This is a genomic window from Kitasatospora sp. NPDC056327 (genome assembly GCF_042261735.1).
Classification (GTDB): Bacteria; Actinomycetota; Actinomycetes; order Streptomycetales; family Streptomycetaceae; genus Kitasatospora.
The window spans coordinates 17272-40668 of the sequence record NZ_JBHJRC010000034.1 but is presented as its reverse complement, the minus strand read 5'-3'; the positions used below and the strand labels follow the sequence as shown (position 1 = coordinate 40668).

Annotated in this window: 14 protein-coding genes and 1 pseudogene; 4 read left to right on the top strand and 11 right to left on the bottom strand. The window is 68.8% G+C overall.

The annotated features are described in order from the left end of the window. Window positions 1-798: 798 nt before the first annotated feature. Window positions 799-1008 (top strand): annotated as a pseudogene (locus ACFCX4_RS07980) (Arm DNA-binding domain-containing protein); the annotation flags it as partial. Beyond that, window positions 1009-2046: a tyrosine recombinase XerC gene (xerC, locus tag ACFCX4_RS07975; RefSeq protein ID WP_376139768.1), complete on the top strand. Its 1038-nt coding sequence runs from the start codon at window positions 1009-1011 to the stop codon at window positions 2044-2046. A gap of 161 nt (window positions 2047-2207) precedes the next feature. Here the strand turns inward: xerC and ACFCX4_RS07970 are convergent, their stop codons facing one another. The 4 genes from ACFCX4_RS07970 to ACFCX4_RS07955 all read right to left on the bottom strand — a co-directional run bounded on the left by ACFCX4_RS07970 (window position 2208) and on the right by ACFCX4_RS07955 (window position 8554). Next, window positions 2208-4856, bottom strand: coding sequence for a S8 family peptidase (locus tag ACFCX4_RS07970; RefSeq protein WP_376139767.1), 2649 nt, complete (start codon window positions 4854-4856; stop codon window positions 2208-2210). Then, window positions 4849-5826 (bottom strand): AAA family ATPase, encoded by a 978-nt coding sequence (locus ACFCX4_RS07965; RefSeq protein WP_376139766.1) that lies wholly within the window; start codon window positions 5824-5826, stop codon window positions 4849-4851. The genes ACFCX4_RS07970 and ACFCX4_RS07965 overlap by 8 nt, the downstream gene beginning before the upstream one ends. Window positions 5827-5972: 146 nt before the next feature. After that, window positions 5973-6503: a hypothetical protein gene (locus ACFCX4_RS07960; protein ID WP_376139765.1), complete on the bottom strand. Its 531-nt coding sequence runs from the start codon at window positions 6501-6503 to the stop codon at window positions 5973-5975. A 593-nt stretch (window positions 6504-7096) separates the two neighbouring features. Beyond that, on the bottom strand, window positions 7097-8554 hold the full coding sequence (locus tag ACFCX4_RS07955) for a hypothetical protein (RefSeq protein WP_376139764.1): 1458 nt from the start codon (window positions 8552-8554) through the stop codon (window positions 7097-7099). Window positions 8555-8827: 273 nt separating this feature from the next. Here ACFCX4_RS07955 and ACFCX4_RS07950 point away from each other — a divergent pair, with 273 nt between their 5' ends. Then, entirely contained in the window at window positions 8828-10810 is a 1983-nt protein-coding gene (locus ACFCX4_RS07950; protein ID WP_376139763.1) for a hypothetical protein, read from the top strand. Window positions 10811-10922: 112 nt separating this feature from the next. Here ACFCX4_RS07950 and ACFCX4_RS07945 read toward each other — a convergent pair whose 3' ends face one another. From ACFCX4_RS07945 to ACFCX4_RS07925, 5 genes are all read right to left on the bottom strand, one after another. Then, complete coding sequence (locus ACFCX4_RS07945; RefSeq protein ID WP_376139762.1) at window positions 10923-11972, bottom strand: Wadjet anti-phage system protein JetD domain-containing protein; 1050 nt, start codon at window positions 11970-11972, stop codon at window positions 10923-10925. After that, window positions 11969-16408 (bottom strand): hypothetical protein, encoded by a 4440-nt coding sequence (locus tag ACFCX4_RS07940; RefSeq protein WP_376139761.1) that lies wholly within the window; start codon window positions 16406-16408, stop codon window positions 11969-11971. The genes ACFCX4_RS07945 and ACFCX4_RS07940 overlap by 4 nt, the downstream gene beginning before the upstream one ends. Then, on the bottom strand, window positions 16405-17178 hold the full coding sequence (locus ACFCX4_RS07935; RefSeq protein ID WP_376139760.1) for a hypothetical protein: 774 nt from the start codon (window positions 17176-17178) through the stop codon (window positions 16405-16407). The genes ACFCX4_RS07940 and ACFCX4_RS07935 overlap by 4 nt, the downstream gene beginning before the upstream one ends. After that, window positions 17175-18776: a hypothetical protein gene (locus ACFCX4_RS07930; RefSeq protein ID WP_376139759.1), complete on the bottom strand. Its 1602-nt coding sequence runs from the start codon at window positions 18774-18776 to the stop codon at window positions 17175-17177. The genes ACFCX4_RS07935 and ACFCX4_RS07930 overlap by 4 nt, the downstream gene beginning before the upstream one ends. A 346-nt stretch (window positions 18777-19122) precedes the next feature. Continuing rightward, window positions 19123-19299 (bottom strand): hypothetical protein, encoded by a 177-nt coding sequence (locus tag ACFCX4_RS07925; RefSeq protein WP_376139758.1) that lies wholly within the window; start codon window positions 19297-19299, stop codon window positions 19123-19125. A gap of 127 nt (window positions 19300-19426) precedes the next feature. Between ACFCX4_RS07925 and ACFCX4_RS07920 the strand changes: the two genes are divergently transcribed. Continuing rightward, complete coding sequence (locus tag ACFCX4_RS07920) at window positions 19427-19918, top strand: tyrosine-type recombinase/integrase (RefSeq protein ID WP_376139757.1); 492 nt, start codon at window positions 19427-19429, stop codon at window positions 19916-19918. Here ACFCX4_RS07920 and ACFCX4_RS07915 read toward each other — a convergent pair. Together ACFCX4_RS07915 and ACFCX4_RS07910 are read right to left on the bottom strand one after the other, a co-directional pair. Next, the gene (locus ACFCX4_RS07915; RefSeq protein WP_376139756.1) at window positions 19866-22103 is read right to left on the bottom strand and encodes a hypothetical protein; all 2238 of its coding nucleotides are present in this window, start codon (window positions 22101-22103) and stop codon (window positions 19866-19868) included. The genes ACFCX4_RS07920 and ACFCX4_RS07915 overlap by 53 nt on opposite strands. Window positions 22104-22402: 299 nt before the next feature. After that, window positions 22403-23347, bottom strand: coding sequence for a GIY-YIG nuclease family protein (locus ACFCX4_RS07910; protein WP_376139755.1), 945 nt, complete (start codon window positions 23345-23347; stop codon window positions 22403-22405). Window positions 23348-23397: the final 50 nt, after the last annotated feature.

Sequence of the window (23397 nt, the reverse complement as noted above, 5' to 3'; positions counted from 1 at the left end):
ACACTGTCCGGCCCGGGCCCGTCGCGCCGCAGTACCCGCCGGCGGCGGCCCGTCACCGGGCCACTCGCCACCGGGCCGCGGCCGCCGTGGTCGCCGGTCTGCTGGAGGAGGGCACCCCCCCCCCGCTGTAACCGGCGTGACCACCATGCGACCGCCAACTGACAGAACGACAGAAGGCCGCCCCCACCATGCGGCGGAAACGGCCTACGACCTGCAGTGTTGCAAGTCGGGACGACAGGATTTGAACCTGCGACCCCTTGACCCCCAGTCAAGGGGTTCAACTATTGTCGGCAGCCGAGACCTCAAGGTCTCGGCTTCCTTGATGCTCAATTACCCTGAGGTGCAAGTGAGTTGGAGATTCTCCGCAGCCGTGGCGCCACGGAATGCTGACGGTGGCTCAGTGTTTACTTTGCGCACAAGCGCCCGTTTTCGACCATCAGCGTTCATGGGCGCTCATCGGGCGTGGTCCCAAAGTGGTCCCAGGGCCAGCGACCCCGTCGCAGCTACTGGCGGTGACCGAGATCTGTCGGTCCTTCAGCAAGCACGGTCGTGCGATCCCGAGCGCCGCTGCGTCGACGACGTCGGCTGGCCTGCAGCACCGGTTCCTGCGGGCGGATCACGGTCGCTTACCCACTGGCTACGGATGGTGATCTTTCGGGCGGTGTGTCGTCTTGAGCGTGTCGTCGCCGTCTGGTTCTGAGTGCTTCGCGCACCGTCCCGCACGCTCTGCCGCCACACCCGACACAGCAGCCACTCTTGCCCCAGAGGCACCACCCAGTCCGAGAGAAGGGGAAGCTCATGGGACAGCGTGCGCAGCGTGGTCGGGTGTACCGGCGGTGTGGTTGTTCGGACGGGCACGGGAGGCAGTTGGGTCCGTGGTGTGTGCGGTTGTTGGAGGAGGCGGGTCACGGGTCGTGGACGTACTGCGTCGACCTGGCCCCCGAGGACGGGAAGCGAAAGACCCGCCGGCGCGGTGGGTTCGCCAGCCGAGCCGAGGCGGCCCGCGAGATGAGGGCGGTGCTGGACGGTGAGCTGCGCGGGGTGTACGAGGACCGGCGCGTCACGGTGGCGAGCTTCCTGCGGGAGTGGCTGGAGGTGAAGAAGGAGGAGCTCGCGCCGAACACGTACGCCGGCTACGAGGCGTGCGTGGAGCGGGACCTGATCCCCGCCTTCGGCAACTACCGTCTCCCCGACCTGCGTCCGAAGCACATCGCGCGCTGGATCGCCGCCCAGCGCAAGGCCAAGCGCGGCAAGGTCACCCTCTACCGGATCGTCTCCACCCTGCGCAACGCCCTCAACCACGCGGTGCGGGCCTGGGGGCTGCGCTACAACCCGGCCAAGCACTCCGTGCCGCCCAAGCCCCGCGCCGCCGAGCGCACCTGCTGGACCCCCGAGCAGGCAGCCACCTTCCTGCAGCACGGCGCCGAGCAGTACGCGGACCAGCTGACCGACCTGTTCGAGGTCATGCTCGGCACCGGCATGCGCCGCGGCGAGATCCTCGCCCTGCACTGGTCCGACGTCCACCTCATGGACCGCAAGCTCTACGTCCGCTGGACCCTGGCCGCCATCGACAACGGGAAGATCCACCTCCGCGAGCCCAAGACCGAAGCCAGTAGGGCCTGGATCAGCCTCTCCCCCAGAGTCATGGCCGCCCTCCATCGCCAGGCCGCGATCCAGATGAACGCCCACCCGGACGGCCGGCTGGACGGACTGGTCTTCGCCCGCCCGGGCGGAACACCGCTGCGACCTCAGTGGGTCCTCGACCAGCTCCGCAAGCGCACCACCGAACTCGGACTTCCCCGCATCGGCCTTCACGACCTGCGCCACACCGCCGCCAGCATCATGATCGCCGAAAGCATCCCCATCGCCGTCGTTTCCAAGACCCTGCGCCACGCCACCCTGGCGACCACGATCAACCTCTACGGCCACCTCCTCAAAGACTCCGCCGACCAGGCCGTCCAGGCGCTCGCCTCCGCCCTCGACCGGGCCCAGGCACGCCAGCTCCGGGCTGTCCCCGGTGACGACGACCTGCCCCTCGCGGCGTAGCGGCAGCCACGACCGGAGGCCCTCGCCGGTCCGGCGAAGTTACACACCTGACCGGGGTCCCCGGGAGAGCGGCCTTCAGGCCTCACGGCTGGCCGCCCTCCCGGGCTTCGCAGAGTGCTGCGTTCCGCTCTGAAGGACAGCCACCGAGGCCGTGCCGCGGTCTACCAGTCCAGGGGCAGTTGCACGGGGATTCCGAAGGCCGTCTCGACTCGCGCGGCCAGGTCGGTCGGGATGGGCACGTCGAGCCGTACCGCAGTCGGGGTGTAGAGGTCGGTCTCGATCTCAGGTGTCGTGAGGGACACGAGCAGGGCATAGGAGACCGGTTGGCCGATACGGTCGGATCTGTTGTTGTACTTCCACCAGCCGCCAGACGGGTAGACGGCCAGGGCTCCGCAGTCGGCGAGCTCGGCGGCGGTGCCGCGCCAGATGTCGGCGTGCAGGGAGCCACGGTTGCGGTTGTCGGAGCCGACGAGCCAGGCCTTGTCGCCCTCGAACTTGCCGACCGTAGTCATGCCGTCGTTCGCGGCCTGCGCGTCCTTCGCGACGCGTCCTTCGAAGTCCGACAGGTTCTCCAGAGCCCCCTTGATCGCGAACCTCAGCTTGTGGGAGGCGTAGGTGTGCTGGCCCATGACACCGCGCCGGCCGGGGTTGGGTTCGACGAAGTAGGAGAGGGTGACGCGTAGCTCGACCGGGGTGGCGCCTAGGTCGAGGAGCTGCTCGCGTGGCCACGGCAGTTGGTGGAGCTTGAGCTCCCCCAGCTGCACGCGACTGTTCATCTTTCGGAACGGGACGAGGGAGCCCTGGATCATCAGCGTGACGGCGTTGGTCGCGCTGGACAGGACGCGTTCCTCAGTCGGCACGCCCCAGCCGTAGCGGCGCAGCACGTTCCGCGCGAAGTCCTTGCTGCCGTTGCCCTTGCCCGTGCGGCGGCGGCCGTTCGCCTTGAGGATGCCGTCGGTCATGGCGGCGGTCCAGCGTGCTTCGTGGACCAGGAGTGCCCGGATGGTCTCGGGGGTGAGGGCAGGGTAGGCGGCGTGGGCGATGGCGGCCAGGCGTGCGGCCTGGGCGGTGGCGGCGCTGGTGGCGTTGGCGGTGGTGAGCGGTCGGTCGAAGCCGTGGTGGGTGGTGGTGAGGCTGACGATGTCGTGTTCGTCGGTGAGGGTGGCGTCGGCGTCGACGAGGAGGTTGCCGCCTTCGAGGACGATGTCGGGCTTGATGGGGGTGTTCGGCGGCAGGGCGACGGAGGTGCGGCTGAAGGGTGAGAGTTCACCGGCTGCAGCCAGGGGCTGGTAGCCGTGGAACATGGCCTCCTGGGGTGACTGGGCGAGGTCGGTATAGGCGCCGACGGTCAGGACGTTCCAGGCCTGGGCGGGGTTCTCTATCGGGGAGGTGTCGCAGAGCGTCAGGTGGTGCAGGGTTCCGTCGTCTTGGCGGAGGTGGGTGATGGGGTGTTCGCGGACATTGCCGGCAGAGACGACGATGAGTCGGGAGGCTTCGGGATCGGGGGCTCCGAGGAGTTCGATGCGGTCGTCGTGGACGGCGATGTCGGTGCCGGCGGCGAGCGCGTCGAGGGAGGCGGACCACAGGCTCGCCCGGCCGTCGGTGCCGTTGCGTTCAGGGGTGGAGCGCTGGGTGACGGCCATCGAGAAGACCCGGGCGTGTGGCTGGTCGACGGTGCCAGTCTCGGCGTCGGAGATCGCGTTGACCGTCACTTCCGCGTGGCTTCGGGGGGTGTCGTCGTGGAGGATCTGCCGGGGGAGGATTTTGACGGATTCGAGCCCGTGGGCGAGCGTGATGGTGCCGGTGGATTCGAGGGCGCTGGCGAGGTCGCCGAGGAGGGCGAGGCCGGCCATCTTGGTGCCGTGGCCGTTGTTGTCGTCGGGTCCTTCGTGGGGGAACACGCTCTGCGCGCGGCCGGCGAGGGCCTGCTTGAGGAGCGGGTGCTCCTGGTGGATGCCGGTGTCGAGGATGCAGACGACGGGTGCGTCGGCGGCTGCGTGTTCCAGCCGGGTCGCGAGGTCGAGGGTGAGGTCGCGCTGGAGGGTGCGAGCGGTGGTGTGGATCTGTTCGGCGAAGCTGGGCTGCCGCACTTCCGAGGGGCAGGCGTTGGTGGCCAGGAGCGTCTTGAGCTGGGTGCCGGTCGTGGCGACGTGGGCGACGCGGTAGTCGCTGATGGTGATCGAGCGGTCGGCGATCGGCCAGCCGTTGGCGGCGGCGATGCGCTGGAGGGTTGCAATCTGGTCGGTGTCGGTGATGCCCGGGTCGAACCACAGTTCCCACCAGCGGTGTTCGCGCATGTCCGGCAGTGGTGCGTCGTCCTGCCAGAGGTGGTCGAGCAGAGCGTGCTGGATGCGTTCGGCGTTGGCGACGGCGGCCTGCTGCTTCGGCTTGCCGCTCGGGGTGTCCTGGGTGAACTGACCGATCTTCTCTGCGAACGCTTGGACCCGCCCGTCTGGAATCCAGATGACGGCTTCCTGCGGGCTGCTGCCGGTTGCCTCGTGAACGCTCATCAGCGTCAGCCCGGAGTTGGCGAGGCTGTCGACCTGGAGGTCGTAGGTGTCGGAGGCTTCGACCCGGATGGCGAACCCGCTCGCCCGTTCGGCAGGGTCCACGTCCCGGCGGTCGGAGGTGGATGCCTGCCGGGCTTCTTCGAGGCCGTCGAGCAGGCGGTCTACGTGGCCTTGCCGGTCCGCGGACCGGTCGGCGAACCTTCCACCACGTGCGGGCCCGGAGGGTTTCGGGGTGAGGGTCTTCGGTTCCCAGGGAACCAGGAGGTGCGGGGTGATCCGCGACGGGGCCCGGTCAGGCATGGCGCAGCGCGTGCCGCTCGTCCAGTCCTTCGGTCAAGAGGTGTTGGTCGACCACGTCGTTGCCTCCGAGAATGGCGCGTTTGGCCGCGGATTCGGCGGCCTTGACCAGCTCGGCGTGGCTGAGCTGGTCGACCTTGGTGATCAGGTCGGACCAAGGTACGCCGGTGGTGTCCATTCCGGCTAGGCGTCGTTGCAGAATCTCGATCGCCTGTTGTGGGGAGGGAGGCGCGTAGTGGACGACGAGGTCGAAGCGGCGGAAGAGTGCGCGGTCGAGGAGGTGGCGGTGGTTGGTGGCGGCGACGACGAGGCTCTCGGTGGGGGCTTCGTCGAGGAAGAGGAGGAAGGAGTTGAGGATGCGGCGGGCTTCGCCGACGTCGTTGCCGGCAGTGCGTTCGGCGCCGAGGGCGTCGAACTCGTCGAAGAGGTAGACGGCGCGGGTCTCGGCGGCGGCTTCGAAGACGGTGCGGAGTTTGGTGGCGGTCTCTCCCATGAAGCGGCTGATCAGTCCGTCGAGGCGGATGGTGAACAGCGGCAGGGAGAGTTCCTTGGCCAGTGCGGCGGCGGTCATGCTCTTGCCAGTGCCGGGTGGCCCTGACAGGAGGATACGGTGCACGGGGGTGAAGCCGAAGCGCTCTAGGCGGGCGCGCTGGCGTTGCTCGTGGAGGACCTTGTCGAGCGGGGCGCGGACGTCGTCGGCGAGGGTCATGTCGTCGAGGCGGACGTCGGGGTAGCCGGCGGTGAGGAGGCTGGCGAGTTCGCCCCTGGGCTGGACGACCGGGGTCGGGGCGATCCTGGGGATCTTCTCGGCGCGGGCGGCGTCGATGATCTCGCGGAGTTCGAGGGCGATTTTGCCGTGGCCCTGGCGCGCGGACTTCGCGGCCACCTGGAGGGCGATGCTGTAAAAGCGGTCCTCGTCGCCTGATGCGTGGGCATTGAGGAGCGCCTTGAGGTGGTCAGCTGTGGCAGCCACGCACCTCACACTCCTCTTCAGCAGACCGGCCCGCCACTCTAACGAGCCCCTCGGACGATGGATACCCCTGGCACGCACGGTCACGGTCCAGCCCCATGCTCATCGTACGGTGGACTGCTACGGGCGGCCTCGCGCGGGTCTGTCGGTCACGGCCGCTGGTTTCCGGGCAGGACCGCGTCGTCGCGCATGCGGGCAGGCAGTTCGCTCCAGTCGTTCAGGGCGCCTTGGAGGAGGTTGTCGAGCTGCACTCTGCCCTCGTGGGCGAGGAGGTCTCGCAGGCATGCGCAGTCCTGCATCACGGCGCCGCCGGTGAAGCAGACGAAGATCCCGGCCGCTTGGAGGCCGCGCGCCGCGACGGCGGCCTCCTGTCCGAACAGCAGCGGCACGCGGGCGGCCAGTTCCCGTGCGAAGACCTGCTCGATCCTCGGCCGCCCCAGTGCGGCCAGCAGCCGGCCCACGAGGTTGCCGACGATGCCGTGCAGCGACTTCTTCCCGTCCAGGAGTGCGCGGGCGAGCGTGGCGAGTGCCTCGCAGCCCCTCCCCCGGTGGCGTTCGACGAGGGCGTTCCAGGTGGTGTCGCTGACGTGCCGCAGCGCCTGGGCGGCGATGGTGTCGCCGCCCGCTGCCACGAGGTCGGCGCACACGCGGGCGGCGCTGTCCGTCTCGGCACGGGTCACCACCCGCAGTGGGCTCGGAGCAGGCCTGGGCCTGGTGCGCTGGGCCGGAATGCGGGGTGTCCTCGACGGCGGCGTGGCCCGTGTGCTCGGTGACGGGCGGTTCACCGTGAGACTGGGCCGCCGGGGCCTTCGGCCGGCCTGCACTGCGGGTGCGCCGCCCGCCGCCCGTCGGCGTGAGGACGGCTCAGCGGGACGTCGGCCGGCGGGCAGGCCCTGGTGCAGGTGGCAGCGGAGCCCAGGACTGGCGACCCGGTTCCGGCAGAGCTTCATGTCCTTCTTCATCGCACGGCACCTGTTGACCATCCGCAGAGAGTGACCAATCGGGGGCCTACGGGGAAGAGGGCCCGGGTCTGGCCGGCCTGATCAAGTCACCCCAGGCAGTCCTGTGACCTCGTTGGTCAGGCCTTGCCCGGCAATGGGGCAGCCCATGGAAGGGCTACCGCTGTGGGAGGCTGCCCGGATCCGTTCGGCCGCCCGTTCGCCCACCGCGTCGAGAAGCGGCTGGACACCATGCCAGACCCGAAAGGCTCCCGGTCGCTGCGGATGGTGGGTGAAGGTGCTGTGCGCCCACCGTCCGCTACGTGCCCGGAAGATCAGCGGCGGAAGCCGCGGTGGGGGTCGCGGGCCTTGACGTTCCCGAAGGGTTCGAACCATGCCTGTGCGCGCAGGTCGCCCACGCCGAGCTGCCGGTTGGCGTCGCCGTCGGGGTCCTCGATGCCGTCGAAGCGGGAGCTGTAGAGCATGAGGACGTCGGTGTCCTGGAAGAACATGTCGGTGCAGGCGTCGAAGTCGTAGTCGTCGCGGTGGACCGGCAGGGTGCTGTGCGTGCCGTGCCCGGTGCTGTCGGAGTCGTCCCCGAGCTCGTCGGAGCTGTCGCCTGCGTCGTCGATGGCGAGGTGCAGTGCGAGTTCCTCGGCGGTGCAGGTCGGCCGCGGCCAGTGGCCGCGTTCGAGGTCGTCGGCGAGGTCGTCGGCGGCGCGGGCGAAGCGGCGCCGCCATTGGAGGTCGGTGGCGAAGGTCAGCTTCGGCAGCCGTGGGAACACCCCCCAACCGCCCTCGTGCTTGCCCGGGACGAGGCGCCCGTCACCGAGTTCCTCGGCGTCCTCGTACGCCTCGTCGGCCAGCAGCGACAGCGCGGTGTAGAGGAGGTCGGCCGTGCGGGGAGTCAGCTGCCACAAGCAGCTCTCTTCCTCACACTCCGGGTCCTCGCAGTGCGGGTCCTCAGCAGGGAAGAGCGCCGCGAAATCGGGAAGTTCCTCCCCGAGGCCGTGCTCAGGGGACTCCCCGGTCTTGACGGCACGCGGGCCAGGGCCGAAGTCCGCCACGACCGGCTCCGCACTCCACTCGGCGACCTCGTCACCCTTGTTCCGCCGCAGCAGAGAGATATGGCTGCGTTCGGTCAGGACGTCCGCCCCGTCGACGTGGGCAGGCGGGTCCGCGAGCCACGTCACCGCTCCGACCACGTCGTGCGGGTCGTCATCGTCGAGCTGGTCGGTCGGCATCGGCTCCCAGCCCTGCTCGCCCGCCGCGTCCAGCAGGGTCTGCCGGTCGCGGACGTGGAACTCGCGGAGTGAAGTGATCCGTACGACGTGGCCGGGCAGGTCGCGCAGCCGGGCCTCGCGCCGTACGGAGCTGGCGGCTTCCAGGGCCTGGTCGTCCTCGCCGCTGCCCTCGCTGTCAGCGCCGTCCTCCTGGTCGGGTTCCTCGTGCGCGGATCCTTCGGGCCAGGCGATGAGCGTTCCGGCGGCAGCCGGCCAGGTCCGGGCAAGTACGTGAGCCACGGCCTGCCGGAGCGAGGACGCCGGAGCATCTGGCAACTGCCCGCACAGCCCGTCCATGGACTCAGTGTGCAGGACGCCGGACGCCCGCTTCAGGGTACGGCGAAGCAGTTCGGCCGCGTGGTGGGCGAGTTCGGCGTCGCGGCAGGTGAGTACGGCCTGGAGCGAATCGGGGCCGCCGTCGTAGGAGAGGAGTACGAGGACGCGGCTCTTGCTGGGGGTGTGTTCGCAGAAAAAGTCGTGGGGTGAGGCGGCGAGTTGGTGCTCGGGCATGCGGGGAACTCCGGTTCAGTAGAAAGCATTCCGCGCACACATGGCGCGGGGGATGGTGGAGTTCCGCTGGTGGGCGCGCTGCTGACACGCCTCCGGACGGGGAGAAGAGATCGGCCGAGGCTGGTTCCGCCGATGCTGTCGGTGGCCCGGACCTGGTCCTGCCGGACACCGTACCCGACGGCAGTACTCGTGTCCGCTTCGAATGCTTGATGGGTCCCGTCTGTTGGAGCGCCGACGGGCCTGTTGACCTGGTTGTCCGATCCATGGAGCAAGATGGTCCTGACCATTCGTGTCTGGGGAGGGATGTGCGGCATGGCCACCGATGGCTCACGGCTGCCTGTGGAGTTCCTGGTCGCTGTTGCAGCCGGCGCCGATGCCGGGTCGGCCGCGGCCCGGATGGTTGCCGGGCAGGTCCGCACGCTGGCAGATGACAGGCAGTACACGCGCCTCCTCGAAGCTCTGCTCACGAGACCGTTTCGGGACGAGGCGCCTGGCTGGCTCTTGGAAGCGGCGGTGACGAACGGCCTGCGGGAGGCGGAGTCGGAGCCCGACTATGTGGTCGGGACGGGGATCGAGCTGGTGGCTCTCGCGCTTGCCCATCCCGAGTGCGGGGATGCCCTTCGAGACAGTGCGCTCCGGCGGTGCACGGCCGGCCAGCTCGGTTCTCTTGGTACCGCCCGCCGGCCGCCGGTTCTGTGTAGCGCTGTCGCCGCCGAGCTGCGCAGGCGGGTTCCTGAGCGTCCGTTCATCTCACCGGTCCTGCTCACGGAGCCGACGCCTGCCCAGCTGGTTCTGCGGACGGAACGCCTTCACGACGACGTGTTCGATGCCGCGGTCTCTCTGCTGCCCGATGCGCCCGACGACAGCGGTCGCGACGACGAGGGTTCCGACGTCAGGTGGGAGCGGTTCAAGCAGGCGTTCGCCGCCTGGGAGACCATGTGGTCGGGGGTCCTCAAGCGCCACCCCGACCGGCACTCCCAACTCGTCGCCGGCACCGAAGGAAGCGACGCGTACCCCGTCATCACGGACCAGTTGCTCGGCAGCCTGCCGTGGATGGTCGAGCCCGGCCTGCTCAGGCGGGTCGCCTTGGAGGACCTGGACCGCTTCGCTCAGGCCAGGCTGACGGCCCGGGTGTGCCGTGCCCTCCAGGACGGCTCCTCACCGGAGGAAGTACGGGAGCGCTTCGCCGCCGAACTCGCCTCCCTCGGCGAGAGGGGCCGCGAACACATCGAGTACTACCTTCAGGAGGGCGGACGCCGGACAAGATGGGGTGTGCACGCCGCCGTCTCCTGGGTCTCCCACGCCGCGAAGGGATCCTGGCGCCTCATACTCAACCCCGCCGAGGCCAAGCCCTCGTACGGCGATCCCTACACCTGGCTCACCCCTGAGGATGACCTCACCGATCTGGGCCGGCGCTTCGCCGATGTGGCCGTACAGGCACTCCAGACCTGGCAACCGAACGGCTACATCGGCATCAGCGCGGCAGCCGACCTCCGCTGGGTCCACGCCATGCTGCTCCACCTGCCCGACGTGACACCTGCCGTCAAGAAGACGGTCCAGTCGATGATCCGCGATGCCCGCCACAGCCAGGCCCGTCCCCGCTCCTACGACTATAAAGCGCAGGAAGACCACCGGAAGTTCACCGAACTGCTCGCTTCGATCAGCCGGATCGTCGCCGACCCGCTCCCCCAAACACCCGCCACACGACGCGCGGCCCTCGGCGATCCCGCACAGGTGACGCCGCGCGACCTCTCCGCCGTCGCCGCGGACGTCCTCGACGACTACCTGGACCGGCACGCCGGCGACGACGAACTCGTCGAGAAGGCGCTGCTGTCGTTCGCGCACAGCGGCTACGGGTACAACCGATCCTTCCCCGATGTCCTCGCACGCCATACGAACCCTCGGCAGGCAGTCCACACCCTGACTCACGAACTACGAAGCAGGCTCGGCGGAAACCCCGCCAACCGCGAAGCCTGGGCCCGACACGTTCTCGCACTGCCCGACTGCCCCGACGAAACCGTCCTCGCAATGCCGGCCTGGACCGCACTCAAAGCCAGGGGAAGCCACTACGACAGCATTCACTCCGCTGTGGTCGCCCTGGTCGTCAGCACACTCGGCAACGACGACCACGCCTGGCAACGGCTCGCCGACAGCCCGATCACGCCCTCCGGCCCCAACGCCTGGCTCCGCCTCGGCGACATCCTCACAGCCGCGGCACAGGGAACAGCATGGCCGAAACCCCCCGCCGCCCGGTAACAGACCTGGGTAGCCCCTGGAAAACCGGCCCGCACCGGTCGGGCGGCGAGGAAGACATGCCACGACGGCGCAGGTGCTCGGGCGAAGGCGATGACCCGGTAAGCCTGGATGTTTAGGAGACCGCCTGGATGAGGAGCGTGGGGTCGGCTCGCTGGGCCCGTAGACCGAGTCGTTCCTGCGGGATCCGCTGCCGCGTGGCGATGAGGTTTGCTGCTGCGAGGCGGAGATCGTCGGGCAGCCAGGTGATCAGGGGCGTCGGGTCGGCGATTCCGCTGTTGGACTTGTCGGGCCGTGGGGTGCCGTGGGTGAGCAGCCAGCGGTAGAGGGTTGCGGCGGGGCGGAGGGTGGGCAGGTTGTTCTGCTCGGCGGTGGCGGCTGCGTTTGCTGCGATGCGCAGTCCTGCGACGTCGAGGTCTCCGAAGTAGTAGGCAGCTGTGGGGAGGGGATCGAGGAGGGTCAGGGCGGTGATGGAGGCGGGGAACTGGTTTCCGCTGCCCCAGCCGATATGGAGGTTGGGTCGGCTGGTGGGGTCGAGGCTGCGGGCGATGGTAAGGAGGGAGTGGAAGGTGGCGTTGTTCTCGGCGACGAGGAGGCGTGGCTCACCCGTCCCGGGGACGTACTGCGATGGGAAGGGTACGGGGGTGTGGTAGCACCCCAGGAGGTCGAGGTTGAGTGCACCGCTGGTGAAGAGGCGCTTGGTGGTGTGGGTAGCGAGGGCCTTCTCGTCGTCGAGGATCTCCAGTGAGCGTTCTTCGATGGGTGCGGGTTCGGGGTGGGGGTTGTCGCGCAGCCAGAGGGCAATGCGTTCGAGGAGGTCTTGTTCGTCCGGGCGGGTTGCGATGGCGGCAGCTTGTTCGAGTGCTTGCGGCCAGACCCGGTCGGCTGGGCGGGCCGCGGTGGGACGTGCCGTGGTCTTGCCGATCCAGCGGGGAAGTGATGGCTTGGTGCGGTCGTCCCAGCCGTTGCGAGCCTTGGGGAGTTGGATGGCGCCGTCGGTGGCGAGCTCGGTGAGCGCTTCGGAGAGCCGGGTTCGTGCGCTCGGGTCGCCGAGCAGTGTGGGGTCGGCGGTGGTTGCGTGGCGCAGGAGGGTGTCGAATTGGATGCGCTGGCCCGGTTGCTCGGCGATATGAGCGGACAGGATGTCGATGAGGGGCCGGGTCATGGCGTCTCGCCGTCGGTGTTCGCCGCCTCGTCGTGGGCGACTCGGGCTCCGGTGATGTAGCCGGTTGTGGCTTCGCTGGTGGCAGCGGAGGTGTCGGGGACGATGTAACGGCGGTTGTGGGTACGACCCGGGCGGTTGTCGAGGCGGATGACGTTGGGGAAGAGCGAGATCGCGTTGGGGTCCTTGACGCCGGTGGTGTAGATGAGCTGGACCTTGTGTGCTGCGGCGACGGCGCGCTGGAGGCGGACGAGGTCGCCGTGGGATGCGCGGCCGATCGGATTGTCGAGGAGGAGCACTCCACCGGATCGGTCCTTGCGGCCGGCGTTGGCGGCGCGCAGCGCCGCGATGGTGCAGTAGAGCGCGACGCAGACAGTGAGCTTCTCGCCTCCGGACCACTTTCCGAGGCGAGTGATGTCCTCGGTGGTGGCGACGGTGTCGCGGGCGGGTTTGAGTGCTTTGACGGTGAAGCCGCGGGGGCCGACGGCCTCGTGAACAGCTTCCTTGAGCAGGGGCAGTCCTTCGGGTTTGACGCCTTGGGTGACACGCCGTTCGATGACGCGGTTGACGTAGGTGCGCAGGTCAGCGTCGCTGGCGGGTGCGTCGAAGGCGATGCGGAGCATCTGTTTTCCGGCCCAGCCGCCGGTCTTAGTGTTGACACGCGAGTACCGCTCGGCTTTGCGTAGCGTGTCGAGGGTGTTGGCAGCCAGGCGGGCGAGGGAGTCGGTGACGATCGCCTGGTCCTTGGCGATGCCGGCGAGTTCACCGTCGATCATGTCCGCCCGCAGGGCGAGTTGGGTTGCGAGTTGCTGCGCGTTCTTGGCCAGGGTCTCCTCGGCGTCGTGGAGGACGCGGTCCTTGGCGGGTGTTGCGACGTTCGGGTACTTGGCTCCGAGGCTTCGAAGGGCGGCAACGGCCTTGGTCCGGGTGGCGGCAGCTTCGGTGCTGCCTTGCTCGGCTGTGCGGATTCTCGCGGTGATGTCGCGCTTGCGCTCCTGTGCCTGTGCCGTGTTGCCCGTGAACGCCGCCGCGCCGTCCGGATCCGGTTCGGGGAGGCCGTCGGTGAGGAGGTTGAAGAAGCTGATCGTGCCGTTGAGTTCGGTGTGCTTCTTTTCGAGGTCAGCGAGTTCACGCTCGGCTTCGGACCTGCGTTCGCCGGTGCTCTGCCCGATCTGCTCCTGTTCGGCGGCGAGGGCGTCTGCGTGCTCGGCGCTGCTCGGCTCGGTGGGCAGGGCGCGGCGTGGCGGATCAGCACGGCGCTTCGCGACGGTCGCGAGCACGCTGGTGTGCCGTTCGATGTCGGATGCGGCCCGCCCTCGCTGGTCGATCGCGTCCCGCTCGGAGGTCCGGGCGCCGGCAAGGGCTGCTGAACGCTGCTGGGCGGTCTGACCGTCCGCTGTGCGCAGCAGCTCGGCCGCATGGTCCTGGGTCTGGGGCGGAATACGGGTGAGGGCGGCGTTCTCCTTGGCGATCGTCTCGCTGAGTGTCTTCTCGCGTTCGGCGAGAACCGACTTGGCGGCCTGGATCTCCCAGGCGCGCCGGGCGTCGTGGTACTGCTTGCGGAGCGCTTCGAGCGGGGTCTTTCGGTCGTCGTTGTCGACGGTCGGCTCGGTGTCGAGGTAGATCAGCGAGCTGGCCTCGGTGCGCAGGGTGCCGGCGGCTTCCTGCTCCTTCTCGGCGAGCAGCTTGCTGTGGGTTGCTGTCTCGAAGGCAGTGTTGGCCCGCTCTTCGAGCTGTTGGGCAAGCTCGGTTGCTGCGGTCCGGCGGCTTTCGGCGTCCTGCAGGTCGTCACGCCAGGTTGCCGCGGTAGCGGTCCGCTCGGCCAGACCTGCGAGTCGGGTGCGGACCTTTTCGATGCGGGTGATCTCGGTCTGGGTGGTGTCCTGGAGGACGCTGTCCTCGGCCTCGGCGCAATTCAGATCGTAGAGCGCCTGCTGGGTGTTGCCCAGGGCGGTGTCGTGGGCGGTGATCGCCTGGTCGAGGTCGTTGATGCGGTGGGTGAGAGCCGGCAGGTGGTCGGTCGGGCACGCCTGGATGAACGAAGTGACCGCGTCCAAGAGGCTCCGGTCTGCTGCCCTGGCCTCGGTCAGGGCAGCTTGCCTGGCCGTGTGGGCCTCGGTACGGGCCGTGACCTGGCGGATGGTCGTGTTGGTGGACGAAGCGTCGATCAGCCCGCGGTTCAGTCCGGTCCAGGCAGGCCCTGGGTTCTCGGTGGCTGCGGCCTGCGGGCCGTAAGTGGCAATGGCGGAGGCGGCCTGGGAGGTGTAGACGCCGACGAGTGCTGTGGTGGTGGCGTCGACCGAGGCGAGAACGGTGACGGCTGCCTGGTGCTGCTCGGTCGGGATGACGACGCCGATGCCGATGCGCGAGATGCGAGGATCGGTGAGGGCTTCTGCGAGGCGGCTTTCCGGGAGGAGGGCCCGCAGGTGCTGCCAGCCTGTTTCGGCGGTGATGCCGTGTTCGGCAAGCGTGGTGCGGACGCGGTCTGCGTCCAGGGTGGTGGGCAGCAGGCCGGTCCGTGTGTGGGCGTCGAGGGTGCGCTTGTCGTCGAGGTGCTCCGCTTCCAGACGGACCAGCTCGACGTCCACGTCGACGATGGCGTTCGAGAGCCGCCTGGTGAGTGTGTCGGTTTCCGCCCACAGGTTCACCGGAGAGTCGTCGGTGGCTTCGATCAGGTCCTGGATGCGGCGGTTCGCCGCGAGTTCGTCGGCGCGGCGCGTAAGGCTTTCGCGTTCGCTGGCCAGGGTTGAGCGGTCACTGTCGAGTCGGGTGCGTTCGCCGGTGTGGACGGCGATCTTGTTGGTCAGCTCGGTGCGGAGGGCCGGTCGCTGGGCACGTCGTGCCCGGATTTCCCCCAGGACACCCTCGAGCCCTTCCAGTTGCCCCTTGAGGTCGGTGTCGTGGGCGGCCGGATCGGTGGTCTCGGTGGGCAGCGAGCCGTCGCGGGCCGCCGCGCGAAGATCCGCGGCCAGTCGGTCCAGGTCGGCGCGTGCCCGGGCAATGTCCTTGTCGGCCGCCGAGGCTGCGCCTCGCGCACCTGCCGCCGCGCGGAGGTGGTCCTTGCGTTCCTCGGCCGCTGTCGTTGCGTCCTCGTCGGCGGTCCTGGCACGCGCGTCGTGCTCCTCGGCAAGTCCCATCAGGCGAAGGCGCAGGCGCGCGGTGTGCTCGTCGTGCTCGCGGCGCTGCGGCGCGCTCTGCGCGCGTTCGGCCTCGGCCTCGCGCCGGGTGTCGTCGAGAGCCTGTTTGGCTTCAGCTCTGGCCGCCAGATGCTCGGTGGCCTCCCAGGCCACCACCAGACCAGCTGCTTCGGTGACCGCCAGATCGGCCTCATCGAACTGTCCCCGCGCGTCGGCGATTCGTAGCTCGGCTGCGCGCTTCTCGTAGAGGTAGACGAGATCGTAGGCGACGCCGCGCTCGGTTTCCGCTGCCGACTTGCGTGCTTCGGCACTGGCCTTGTGATCGGCGAGGGCCTCCTGCTGGGCCTGGGCCTCGGTGACCGTCGCGCTGAACGCAGCAGCGAGCGTGGCGCCTTCGGCTATGGCACGGTCGAGCGTGATCTGGGAGTCGTCCACGTCCTGGTGGGCGACCGTCACTCGTTCCAGTCCGGCGGCGGCATCCAGGCAGAACGCCCGTTCGGCTTCCCTGCCGGGTTTGGTGGCGAGCAGGGAAGCGATGGAGGAAAGCCGTTCGGCGACGTTGGTCGCGTCGTCCGGGGAGACGGTGAGGTCGATGAGGAGGTCGATGAACTCGCGGGCGGAGGAGAATTTGAACAACTCGTCCACGCCGCCCTCGACGTGGTTCATCTGCTTCTGGGTCCGGAACAGGGAAGGGTCCACGCCCCGGTTCGCCAGCTGCGTCGTCCAGTCGTGCTGCCGCTCGGTGGTGACCAGGTCCATCGCGTGGGGATGGGCTGCGGCAGCCTCTTTGAGCTTGGCGATGAACGTCGCCCGCCGCCGGGGGGCTCCGGACTCGTCCAAGATCGGCAGGCGCTCAAGGTCGATGACACCGGGGACCGCGTAGAAGGCGTAGAAGGTGGTGTCGAGCTTGTCCCGGGCCCGGTCGGCATCGGCGGGACGGCGCAGGTCGACCCACTCGTAGACGACGCCGGTGACCAGGACGCGGTCGGGCCGGCCGTCGAGGGTCTGCGAGGTGGCAGGGTGCCAGACGGCCACGGTGTGGGAGGTGTCACCGGAGTCGACGTAGTCGGTCAGGCTGCGCTTGACGGCCCGGCCCATGAAGTCGGTCGCCCTGGGCAGCATGAGCGCGTAGAAGAGCGAGAGCAGCGAGGACTTGCCGCCGCCGTTGCGCAGCCACACGATCGAGTCGTCTGGGGTGGCGACGATGCCGTGCGGGGCGGTGAAGTCCAGGGTGACGTCGGTGAAGCGGGCGGAGCGCTCGCCGATGGAGTGCAGGCGCAGGGCCGCGAGGTGGTAGGTCACTTCTCCTCCGTCGTGTGGTCGTCGCTGCCGGAGGTGGCCGCTGCGATTGCAGGGCGTTCGCCGCGGGCGAGGGCGGCGAGGAAGGTGTAGGCGGGTTCGCTGGCCATGTCCTTGACCTGGATGCGGAACCGTTCGGTGAGGATCCACGTGCCGTCGGTACTGTCGGTGCGGGCCATACCCTGTTCGACGAGCCATCCGAGGGTGTTGCGGACCCAGTAGAGGGTGCACTTGGGCGACAGCCGACCCGATCCGCGTCCGCGGTCACCGACCAGGACGGGGGGCAGCTCGTGGTAGAGGCGCCACGCTTCGTCGAGACCTTCCTCCGGAATGGTCTCGCCTGCGGCATCGACGACCTGCAGGCGCTCGCAGAGGGATCGCATCCACTGCTCGAACTCCGTGTCCGGCACACGGCGGATGCGTTCTTCGTCGAGTTCGGCCGGGCTCGGGTAGGCGTAGGCGGCGATACCGACCAGGACGAGCCCTGCGAGCAGTCGGCTGTTTCGCGGCCCGGCGTTCGGCATGTCGGTGACGCGGAAGGCGAACGGGGACTCCGGTTCGACGCCCAGGACGAGACCGAAGTCCCCGTCGGACAGGACTCTGGCTCCGAGGCCGTGGAGGACAGCGTCGGCGGCGGTGCGAAAGTGCGGCTCGCTGCGGTAGCGGCCGAGCAGGCGGCGGTATTCGGGGCTTCGGCCGGGGCGCTGCGTGGGCTGGAGTGCGTACCCGATGAGGGCACCCAGGTCGGTGTGGTCGGTCTGTGTCAGCGTCATGCGCTCTCCTGGGCAGAGCGGTGGGGGGAGGTGACCGGGGCGGGGTCGGCGGTCTCGAGACCGTCCGGGTGCGCGGCGATGATGAGGTCGTCGCCGTCCCAGCCGACGAGGCGCAGGGGTAGGCCGTCGGTGCCGGCTGCCGCGCGCGGGCCGAGGATCTGCGCCGCGAGGTCGGCGGAGACCGGCTGGCCGGGTTCGAGGTCCTCGGGGGCGTAGCACCACAGCGCGGTGAGGGCGAGGATTTCTGCGGTCTGCTGGCGCTGCCAGGGATTAGCGGGTTCTTCGCTGGTGAGGGCGCCGACCAGCAGGGCCGACAGCCGGGTGGGCATCCCGGTGCGGGTGACGACGCGCTGGGCAGCGGTGATGACCTCGGGTGGGATGGTCGGCGGGTCCGCGTCGCCGATCTCCTCGTCTGTGTCACCGAGGTCGCGCGTGTCGTCCAGGGCGCCACGGGCGGCCCAGAGGTCGTCGATCAGCCGGTACAGCCGCGGGAGTTTGGGCGGCCTCGGTCCTGTGATGTCGGACAGCCATCGGTCCACCACCAGGAGGGCGGTATCCGTGTCGAGGCCAAGGAGTGGTGTGAGCACTTCCTGGCCAAGGTCGGGCAGGTAGCCTAGGGAAGGAGGCCGGAACGCCTGTCGGTCCTGTTCGTCGAGGAAGATGCTGCGGGCAGTGATCACCTGGCGGTGCAGCGCCTCGTGCCGGCGCGCGCACTCGGTGAGAATTCCCGCGATCCGGGCTGCCGCGGCAGTCACCTGCTCGTCCTCGGCATCAAGCGATTCGCGCACCTTCAGCAGGAGGCGGTGTTCCGACTCCAGACGGCCGGCGATGTGCTCACGTGCCGTATCCAGGCGTGCCGGGATGTCATTGGCCCATTGGTCCATCACGGATCGCAGGTCCCGGCGCGTGTCCTTGATCAGCCTGTTGAGGTCGTCGGCGAGCGAGACCGAAAGCAGGCGGGCCCGGACGGCGGCTCTTTCGGCTGCGGCGAACGCGCCCTTGGCGAGCTGGCGCTCCAACATCAGCTCGTTGGCGACCTGTTCGTCCTCGACGTCGAACTCCAGCCCACCGATCAGCGCGTTGATCGCATCCCGGGTCGCGTTCAGGACGACTTCACCGCGCACGGGGTCTTCCCGCTCAATGAGCAACCGGAACTGCACCTGCCGCTGCCGGTGGGCTCCGTCCTCGCTGGTGTAGTCGCTGATCCGGTAGGTGAACGGCGCCTCGCGCTGGGCCCGGTTGAGCAACGCGTCGAGGGTGTACCTGGCAACCTTGAGATGCTCATCCGGGGGGCGGCCGGATGCGGCCCGGCGGGCGAGGGTCGCGAGTCCCTCGGTCACCGCCTGGTACGTGGCCTCGTCCTCGAAGCCCTGCTGCGCGATGACCAGGTCGATGGCAGCGAGAGCGAACGTCGCAACGTCGTAGGTGTCGTCCGGCCAGTCCTGACGCACGGCGCCCGCGGCGGCTTCCGCGATGGGGCGGGACCGCATCAGCACGGCCACACGCGCCGGGAACGTACGGTCGAACACCGACAGATCCCCGGGACCGGGCATCGAGGACGTGCCTCTGCCGTCGGCCTCATCGAAGGGTATGTCCAACGTGCGCTCCTTCCCCGAGCCAGCGCATGGTCCGTACCGTAACCGCTCGCACCGACAACGCGCTGGGAGATCACTCACATCGGCAGCCTCGCCCGCGCCATCACACAGGTCACGGCTGCCACGTGCGTCCGAAGTAGGCTCGCAGGGGGCAGGTCTGTCGGGGCTCCCATGGGGAGGGGCACCGACCGTCACTGCTCGCTGCGGTGCCTCCCCCTACGTACCGCCTGCGTCTCATGGTGTCGGCGCCCAGGCACCAGATGCTTTCAGGCCGCATCTTGGCCAGTGCCTCTGCGCGTGTCGCACCAGGCTGCCTCCCAACGGCCAGGTCTGGCGATGGGCCATGCACTCACGGAGATTGGACCCGCTCGTACAACACCCGTTCCGCCTCGTGGAGCTCGCGTTCGACGGTTTCGGTGAAGTTCGGGTTGTCGATGAGGACACCGAACTCGACGTTGTTGTTTTCCACGCTCCAGGAGAAGTTGGCGCTGGCGACCAGCAGATGCTCAACTATCCTGAGGTGCATGTGAGTTGGAAACTCTAAGCGGAAGTGATGCTACGGACTGCTGACGGTGGCCCAGTGTTCACCTTGCGCACGAGCGTCCGTTCTCGACCATCAGCGTTCGTGAGCGCTCATCGGGTGTGGTCCCAAAATGCACGCCCTCCACCGCCAGGCCACGATCCAGATGAACGCCCATTCGGACGGCCGACTCGAAGGACTCGTCTTCGCCCGACCCGGGGGTACGCCGCTGCGCCCCCAATGGGTCCTCGACCAGCTCCGCAAGCCCACCACCGAACTCGACCTCCCGAAGATCGGCCTGCACGACCTGCGCCACACCGCCGCGAGCATCATGATTGCCGCCGACATCCCCCTGGCCGTCGTCTCCAAGACGATGCGCCACTCCAAGCTCGCCATCACCATCAACCTCTACAGCCACCTGTTCATGGACTCCGCCGACGAGGCCGTTCTCGCGCTCTCCCACGCACTCAACCAGGCCGCGTCCGGTTGGGCGAACCGTGAGCAGAGCAGCGGGGGTGTCCTGCGAGCGGCAGAGTCGCCCGCAGGCCACCCCCTTGCAGACGGGCTCTTCGTCAGGGGGTCTGGCGGCGGGCTGCCTCAAGGCGCCGTCGGAGGTCGCGGATGATCTCGCTCCAGCGCCACGACTCCGGAGCGTCCCAGTACTTCTCCCCGATCGGGTGCCAGTCGGACAGCTCACTCAGCTGAGCGGCCAGCGCCTCCCAGTCGGTCCCGTGCGTGGTGCCCGGGTCCCGGTCGAGCTTCTGGGCGACGTCGTGGAGGCGGTGGGCCGCCCGGTAGTAGGACAGCTGGGTGTCGGTCAGTCGCCGTACCGCGAAGCCGTCGCACTTGCTGCACCAGTCGAAGTCGTCGCGGGCGAGGAGGTCCGCGATGCGCAGCAGGTCGTCATGCTCGGTGACGCCGCGTTCTCCGGAGTGTGAGCAGAACGGCGAGTGGCCCTTGCGCTGCCAGCCAGGATCGGCATCGGTTGTGTATGCCTGTACATCGGCGAGGACGCCCAGCGGAATTCCGCTGCCGCGGTGCCACCGGTCGGTGCCGGGCTGCTCGAACGGTTGAAGGCGAAGGCGGCGGGCGCTGACCAGCAGGCCGTGCCACACCGCGCTGGGCACGGTGCGGCGGCGACCGTCGCGGTCGGGGCCGCCGTCGAGAGTGCGCAGGTCCGCCGCGCCGCGTGCCATGGCCAGGCATCGCAGCTCCTGTTCAGGGCTCTCCCTTCGGCGCCTCAGCCGAGCGGTGGTGCGGGCGCCGTCTGCGAGACCGAGGTCCTCTCCGAACCGCGGATCGTGCGGGTCGCGGACGGGGGCGGGCCAGATGCTCTCCCCGTCGTCGTCGGGACGAGGCCCGATTTCCTGGATCCACGGTTCGATGACGCTCGCCGGCAGGTCCGAGGTTCCGGCGATGATGGTTCCGCGCCACCCGGCGGCCAGCCGCCTCTCAACGACCGCCAGTGGCAAGACCTCCGGCCCTGTGTCCGGAGAGAAGACCAGGTACAGCTGGTCGTCACCCGCTGAGACGGCGCGCAGCGCGCGCACGTGGTCGGCGGCGAACGGCTGGCGGTCACGGACGGGTGTGTCGTCGAAGATCCCCGGCCTGATGTGGGCTACGGCCGTTTCGGCCTCGGTACCGACCATCGTTCCGGTCGTGGCGGTGGTGTGGGGTTCGCAGTCGAGAAGGGAGGAGCGGGAGTCGAGGAGTCGGCCGGCGATGAGGGGCGGGACCTGCAGGGTGAGGGTGCGTCGGCCCCAGTCCGCGGTGGCGAGGTAGGTGACGAGAACGCCGATGGTCCAGTTGTCGAATTCGCTGAGGAATCCCCGCTCGTACCGGTTCGAGGAGTCGTCGGCGACCTCCGACAGGTGCGCGGTCACCAGCAAGGTCGGCGCGAGCTCGGCCCCGGCAGCTGCGGCATGCGCCAGGTCCTCCCAGGACGCGACCAGCTCATCAGCGGCGGAACATGCCTGTGCGTAGCCCTTGCGGTTGGAGCGCATACCGTGGGTGAGCGTGTAGGAGATGTACGAACGCGAACTCGGCCGGCCCCAACCAGCTTCGGCCTTGCGCTGCCAGTCCCGCCACAGTGCCTTCAGCCCCCTGTTGATCTCCTCTCGCGTGCCGATCGCCGTCAGCGCCGGGTCGTCGACGGGCAGTGCCGGCTCGTCCAGGAGTGCCGCTGCCGCGCCGGTCAGAAGTCCGTCCGGATCGACGAACCGTGCTGCCTGCACACGCAGCGTCTCCAGGTACTGCTTCTTCACGGCCAGTTTCGGCTCCGCCCAGTCGGCGAGCCAGGGGAACATCGCGGCAGCGGCCTGGGCCTGGTGCAGGCTCTTCGCCGCATCCCGCCAGGCGGAGAACACGGCATCCCGCAGGCGCTCGGCGTCGTCGCGCGCCTCTTCGTCGTCGCCGTCCGCTTCCTCGCTGTCAGGATCGACTGCGGGCTCGGTGCACAACAGGTCGGCGGCGGCCTGGACCTCGTTCTCATCCCACCAGATGTCCTCATCCGGCCCGGTGTGGGATCGCAGCTGGTACAGCAGGCCGATCCCACCGAGTTCCTTGAGGAAGACACCCAGCCCAGTTTCCGGGCGCACCCACGCGCCCCACTGCGCGCAGCGCGAGCACATCCGGCCGATCGTCTCCGCGTTCAACGGGACCTCGGCCGTCGTGATGTCACGGGCACGCAGCTGGGTGCACGTCGTCGCGGCATGGAGCTTCGCGTTCTTGCCCTTGGCCGAATGGACGGTGACGGGCGTGCCCTCGAACGGGCCGAACGGAACATCTGCGGTCAGAGCACAGTCGAGCACGTAACTCCCCTATCGGTCTCGGCTTGCGAGCCTAGATGAGGGCACCGACAAGGCGGCTGAGAGTGTCATCATCCGCACTCGGCCCGCCGACTCGACACCAGCCGGTCTCGTCCGCCTGGTGATGCGAAGCTTGTCGCGGCAGGATCCCGAACTGCCGCCCGAATGGTGCCGTGGTTATCTCCCTCTTTGCGAGTCGGCCCAGGTGCCCGTCGTCGGGAGCGAGCAGGAGCGCGAGAGCCAGGCCCTCAGCGGCAGTGGCGGTGCCGTTGGCCTGCCGAGCGCCTTCCAGCTCCGAGGGGTCACCTTTGCGGACGCCGCTTCAGTAGCTGCGGCACCCAGTACTCGGGCGGCTGTGGGAGTGTCGCAGCAATGGCCCAGTCCCCCTCCGGATCCGGGTTGCGAGGAGCCCAGGTCCGTGGCCTACGTAGATCGAGTACCCTCTTCGCCGCCTCCACCATTGCAGGAGAGGGATCACAAACGAGGTCGTTCAGGAGAAGGGGCATGCCGAAGGGGTTCGACTGTGGATTCCATGTGCGACAGGCAATCTGACAGGCACTGTCAGCCTCGAACACCACGCAGGCGCAGTGGGCCGGGTCCTCGGTATCCGCGAGCCAGATCAGTCGATCGCCCGAGACGAGGCGCTCGCGTCCGATCAGTGTCCCGTTTTGGACTTCGCCGGAACGGTCGAGGAACGGCACGGGGTCCTCGTCGCCGCCGGGATCGCCGTCGCTGAGGCCGGCTACGTGCCCGGGGTGCTCAGCACCGTCGATCTCAAGCACGTCTCCGTCTGCGTGAGCCTGCCAGATGTCGAGAACGTGGGGCTCTGTGCTCAGGAACTCAGGGTAGGCGGTGAGCACGAAGACCTGGCCTGATTTCAACGGCAGGACGACACGGTCTCCGCGGCCTACAAGATGACGCTCCGGAGAAGACGCCCAGGAGTCGATCCCCGTCACCTGCTCCTGAGCAAATCGAACCGCCCCAACCGCGTCCTCGACGGAGACCCGGAAGAACTCCCGGTTCGGTGCGACACGGGCGGCGGCCAGAAGCCTGTGGGCCTGCCTCTCGACCTCTCTGTGCCGCAAGGTCTTTGCTCGATAGGCAACCTGAAAGGGGAACGGTACAGCCGTCTTCGACAGCCCCTCGGCCCTGTCCTCGGGAAGGCGCTCGGACCAGCCGATCTTGACGAGATCCGGCATCGCCGGATTCACCATGACATAGACGAAGCCGTACTTGTAGACAGCCATTCCTTAACCCCCCTGGCCGCATTACGCGTCACCGCTCGTACGAGTACTCA

Coding starts and splice junctions, on each gene's coding strand:
- xerC (WP_376139768.1), top strand. CDS start 1,009: ATGAGGGCGGTGCTGGACGGTGAGCTGCGCGGGGTGTACGAGGACCGG.
- ACFCX4_RS07970 (WP_376139767.1), bottom strand. CDS start 4,856: ATGCCTGACCGGGCCCCGTCGCGGATCACCCCGCACCTCCTGGTTCCC.
- ACFCX4_RS07955 (WP_376139764.1), bottom strand. CDS start 8,554: ATGCCCGAGCACCAACTCGCCGCCTCACCCCACGACTTTTTCTGCGAA.
- ACFCX4_RS07950 (WP_376139763.1), top strand. CDS start 8,828: ATGGTCCTGACCATTCGTGTCTGGGGAGGGATGTGCGGCATGGCCACC.
- ACFCX4_RS07945 (WP_376139762.1), bottom strand. CDS start 11,972: ATGACCCGGCCCCTCATCGACATCCTGTCCGCTCATATCGCCGAGCAA.
- ACFCX4_RS07935 (WP_376139760.1), bottom strand. CDS start 17,178: ATGACGCTGACACAGACCGACCACACCGACCTGGGTGCCCTCATCGGG.
- ACFCX4_RS07925 (WP_376139758.1), bottom strand. CDS start 19,299: ATGCACCTCAGGATAGTTGAGCATCTGCTGGTCGCCAGCGCCAACTTC.
- ACFCX4_RS07920 (WP_376139757.1), top strand. CDS start 19,427: ATGCACGCCCTCCACCGCCAGGCCACGATCCAGATGAACGCCCATTCG.
- ACFCX4_RS07910 (WP_376139755.1), bottom strand. CDS start 23,347: ATGGCTGTCTACAAGTACGGCTTCGTCTATGTCATGGTGAATCCGGCG.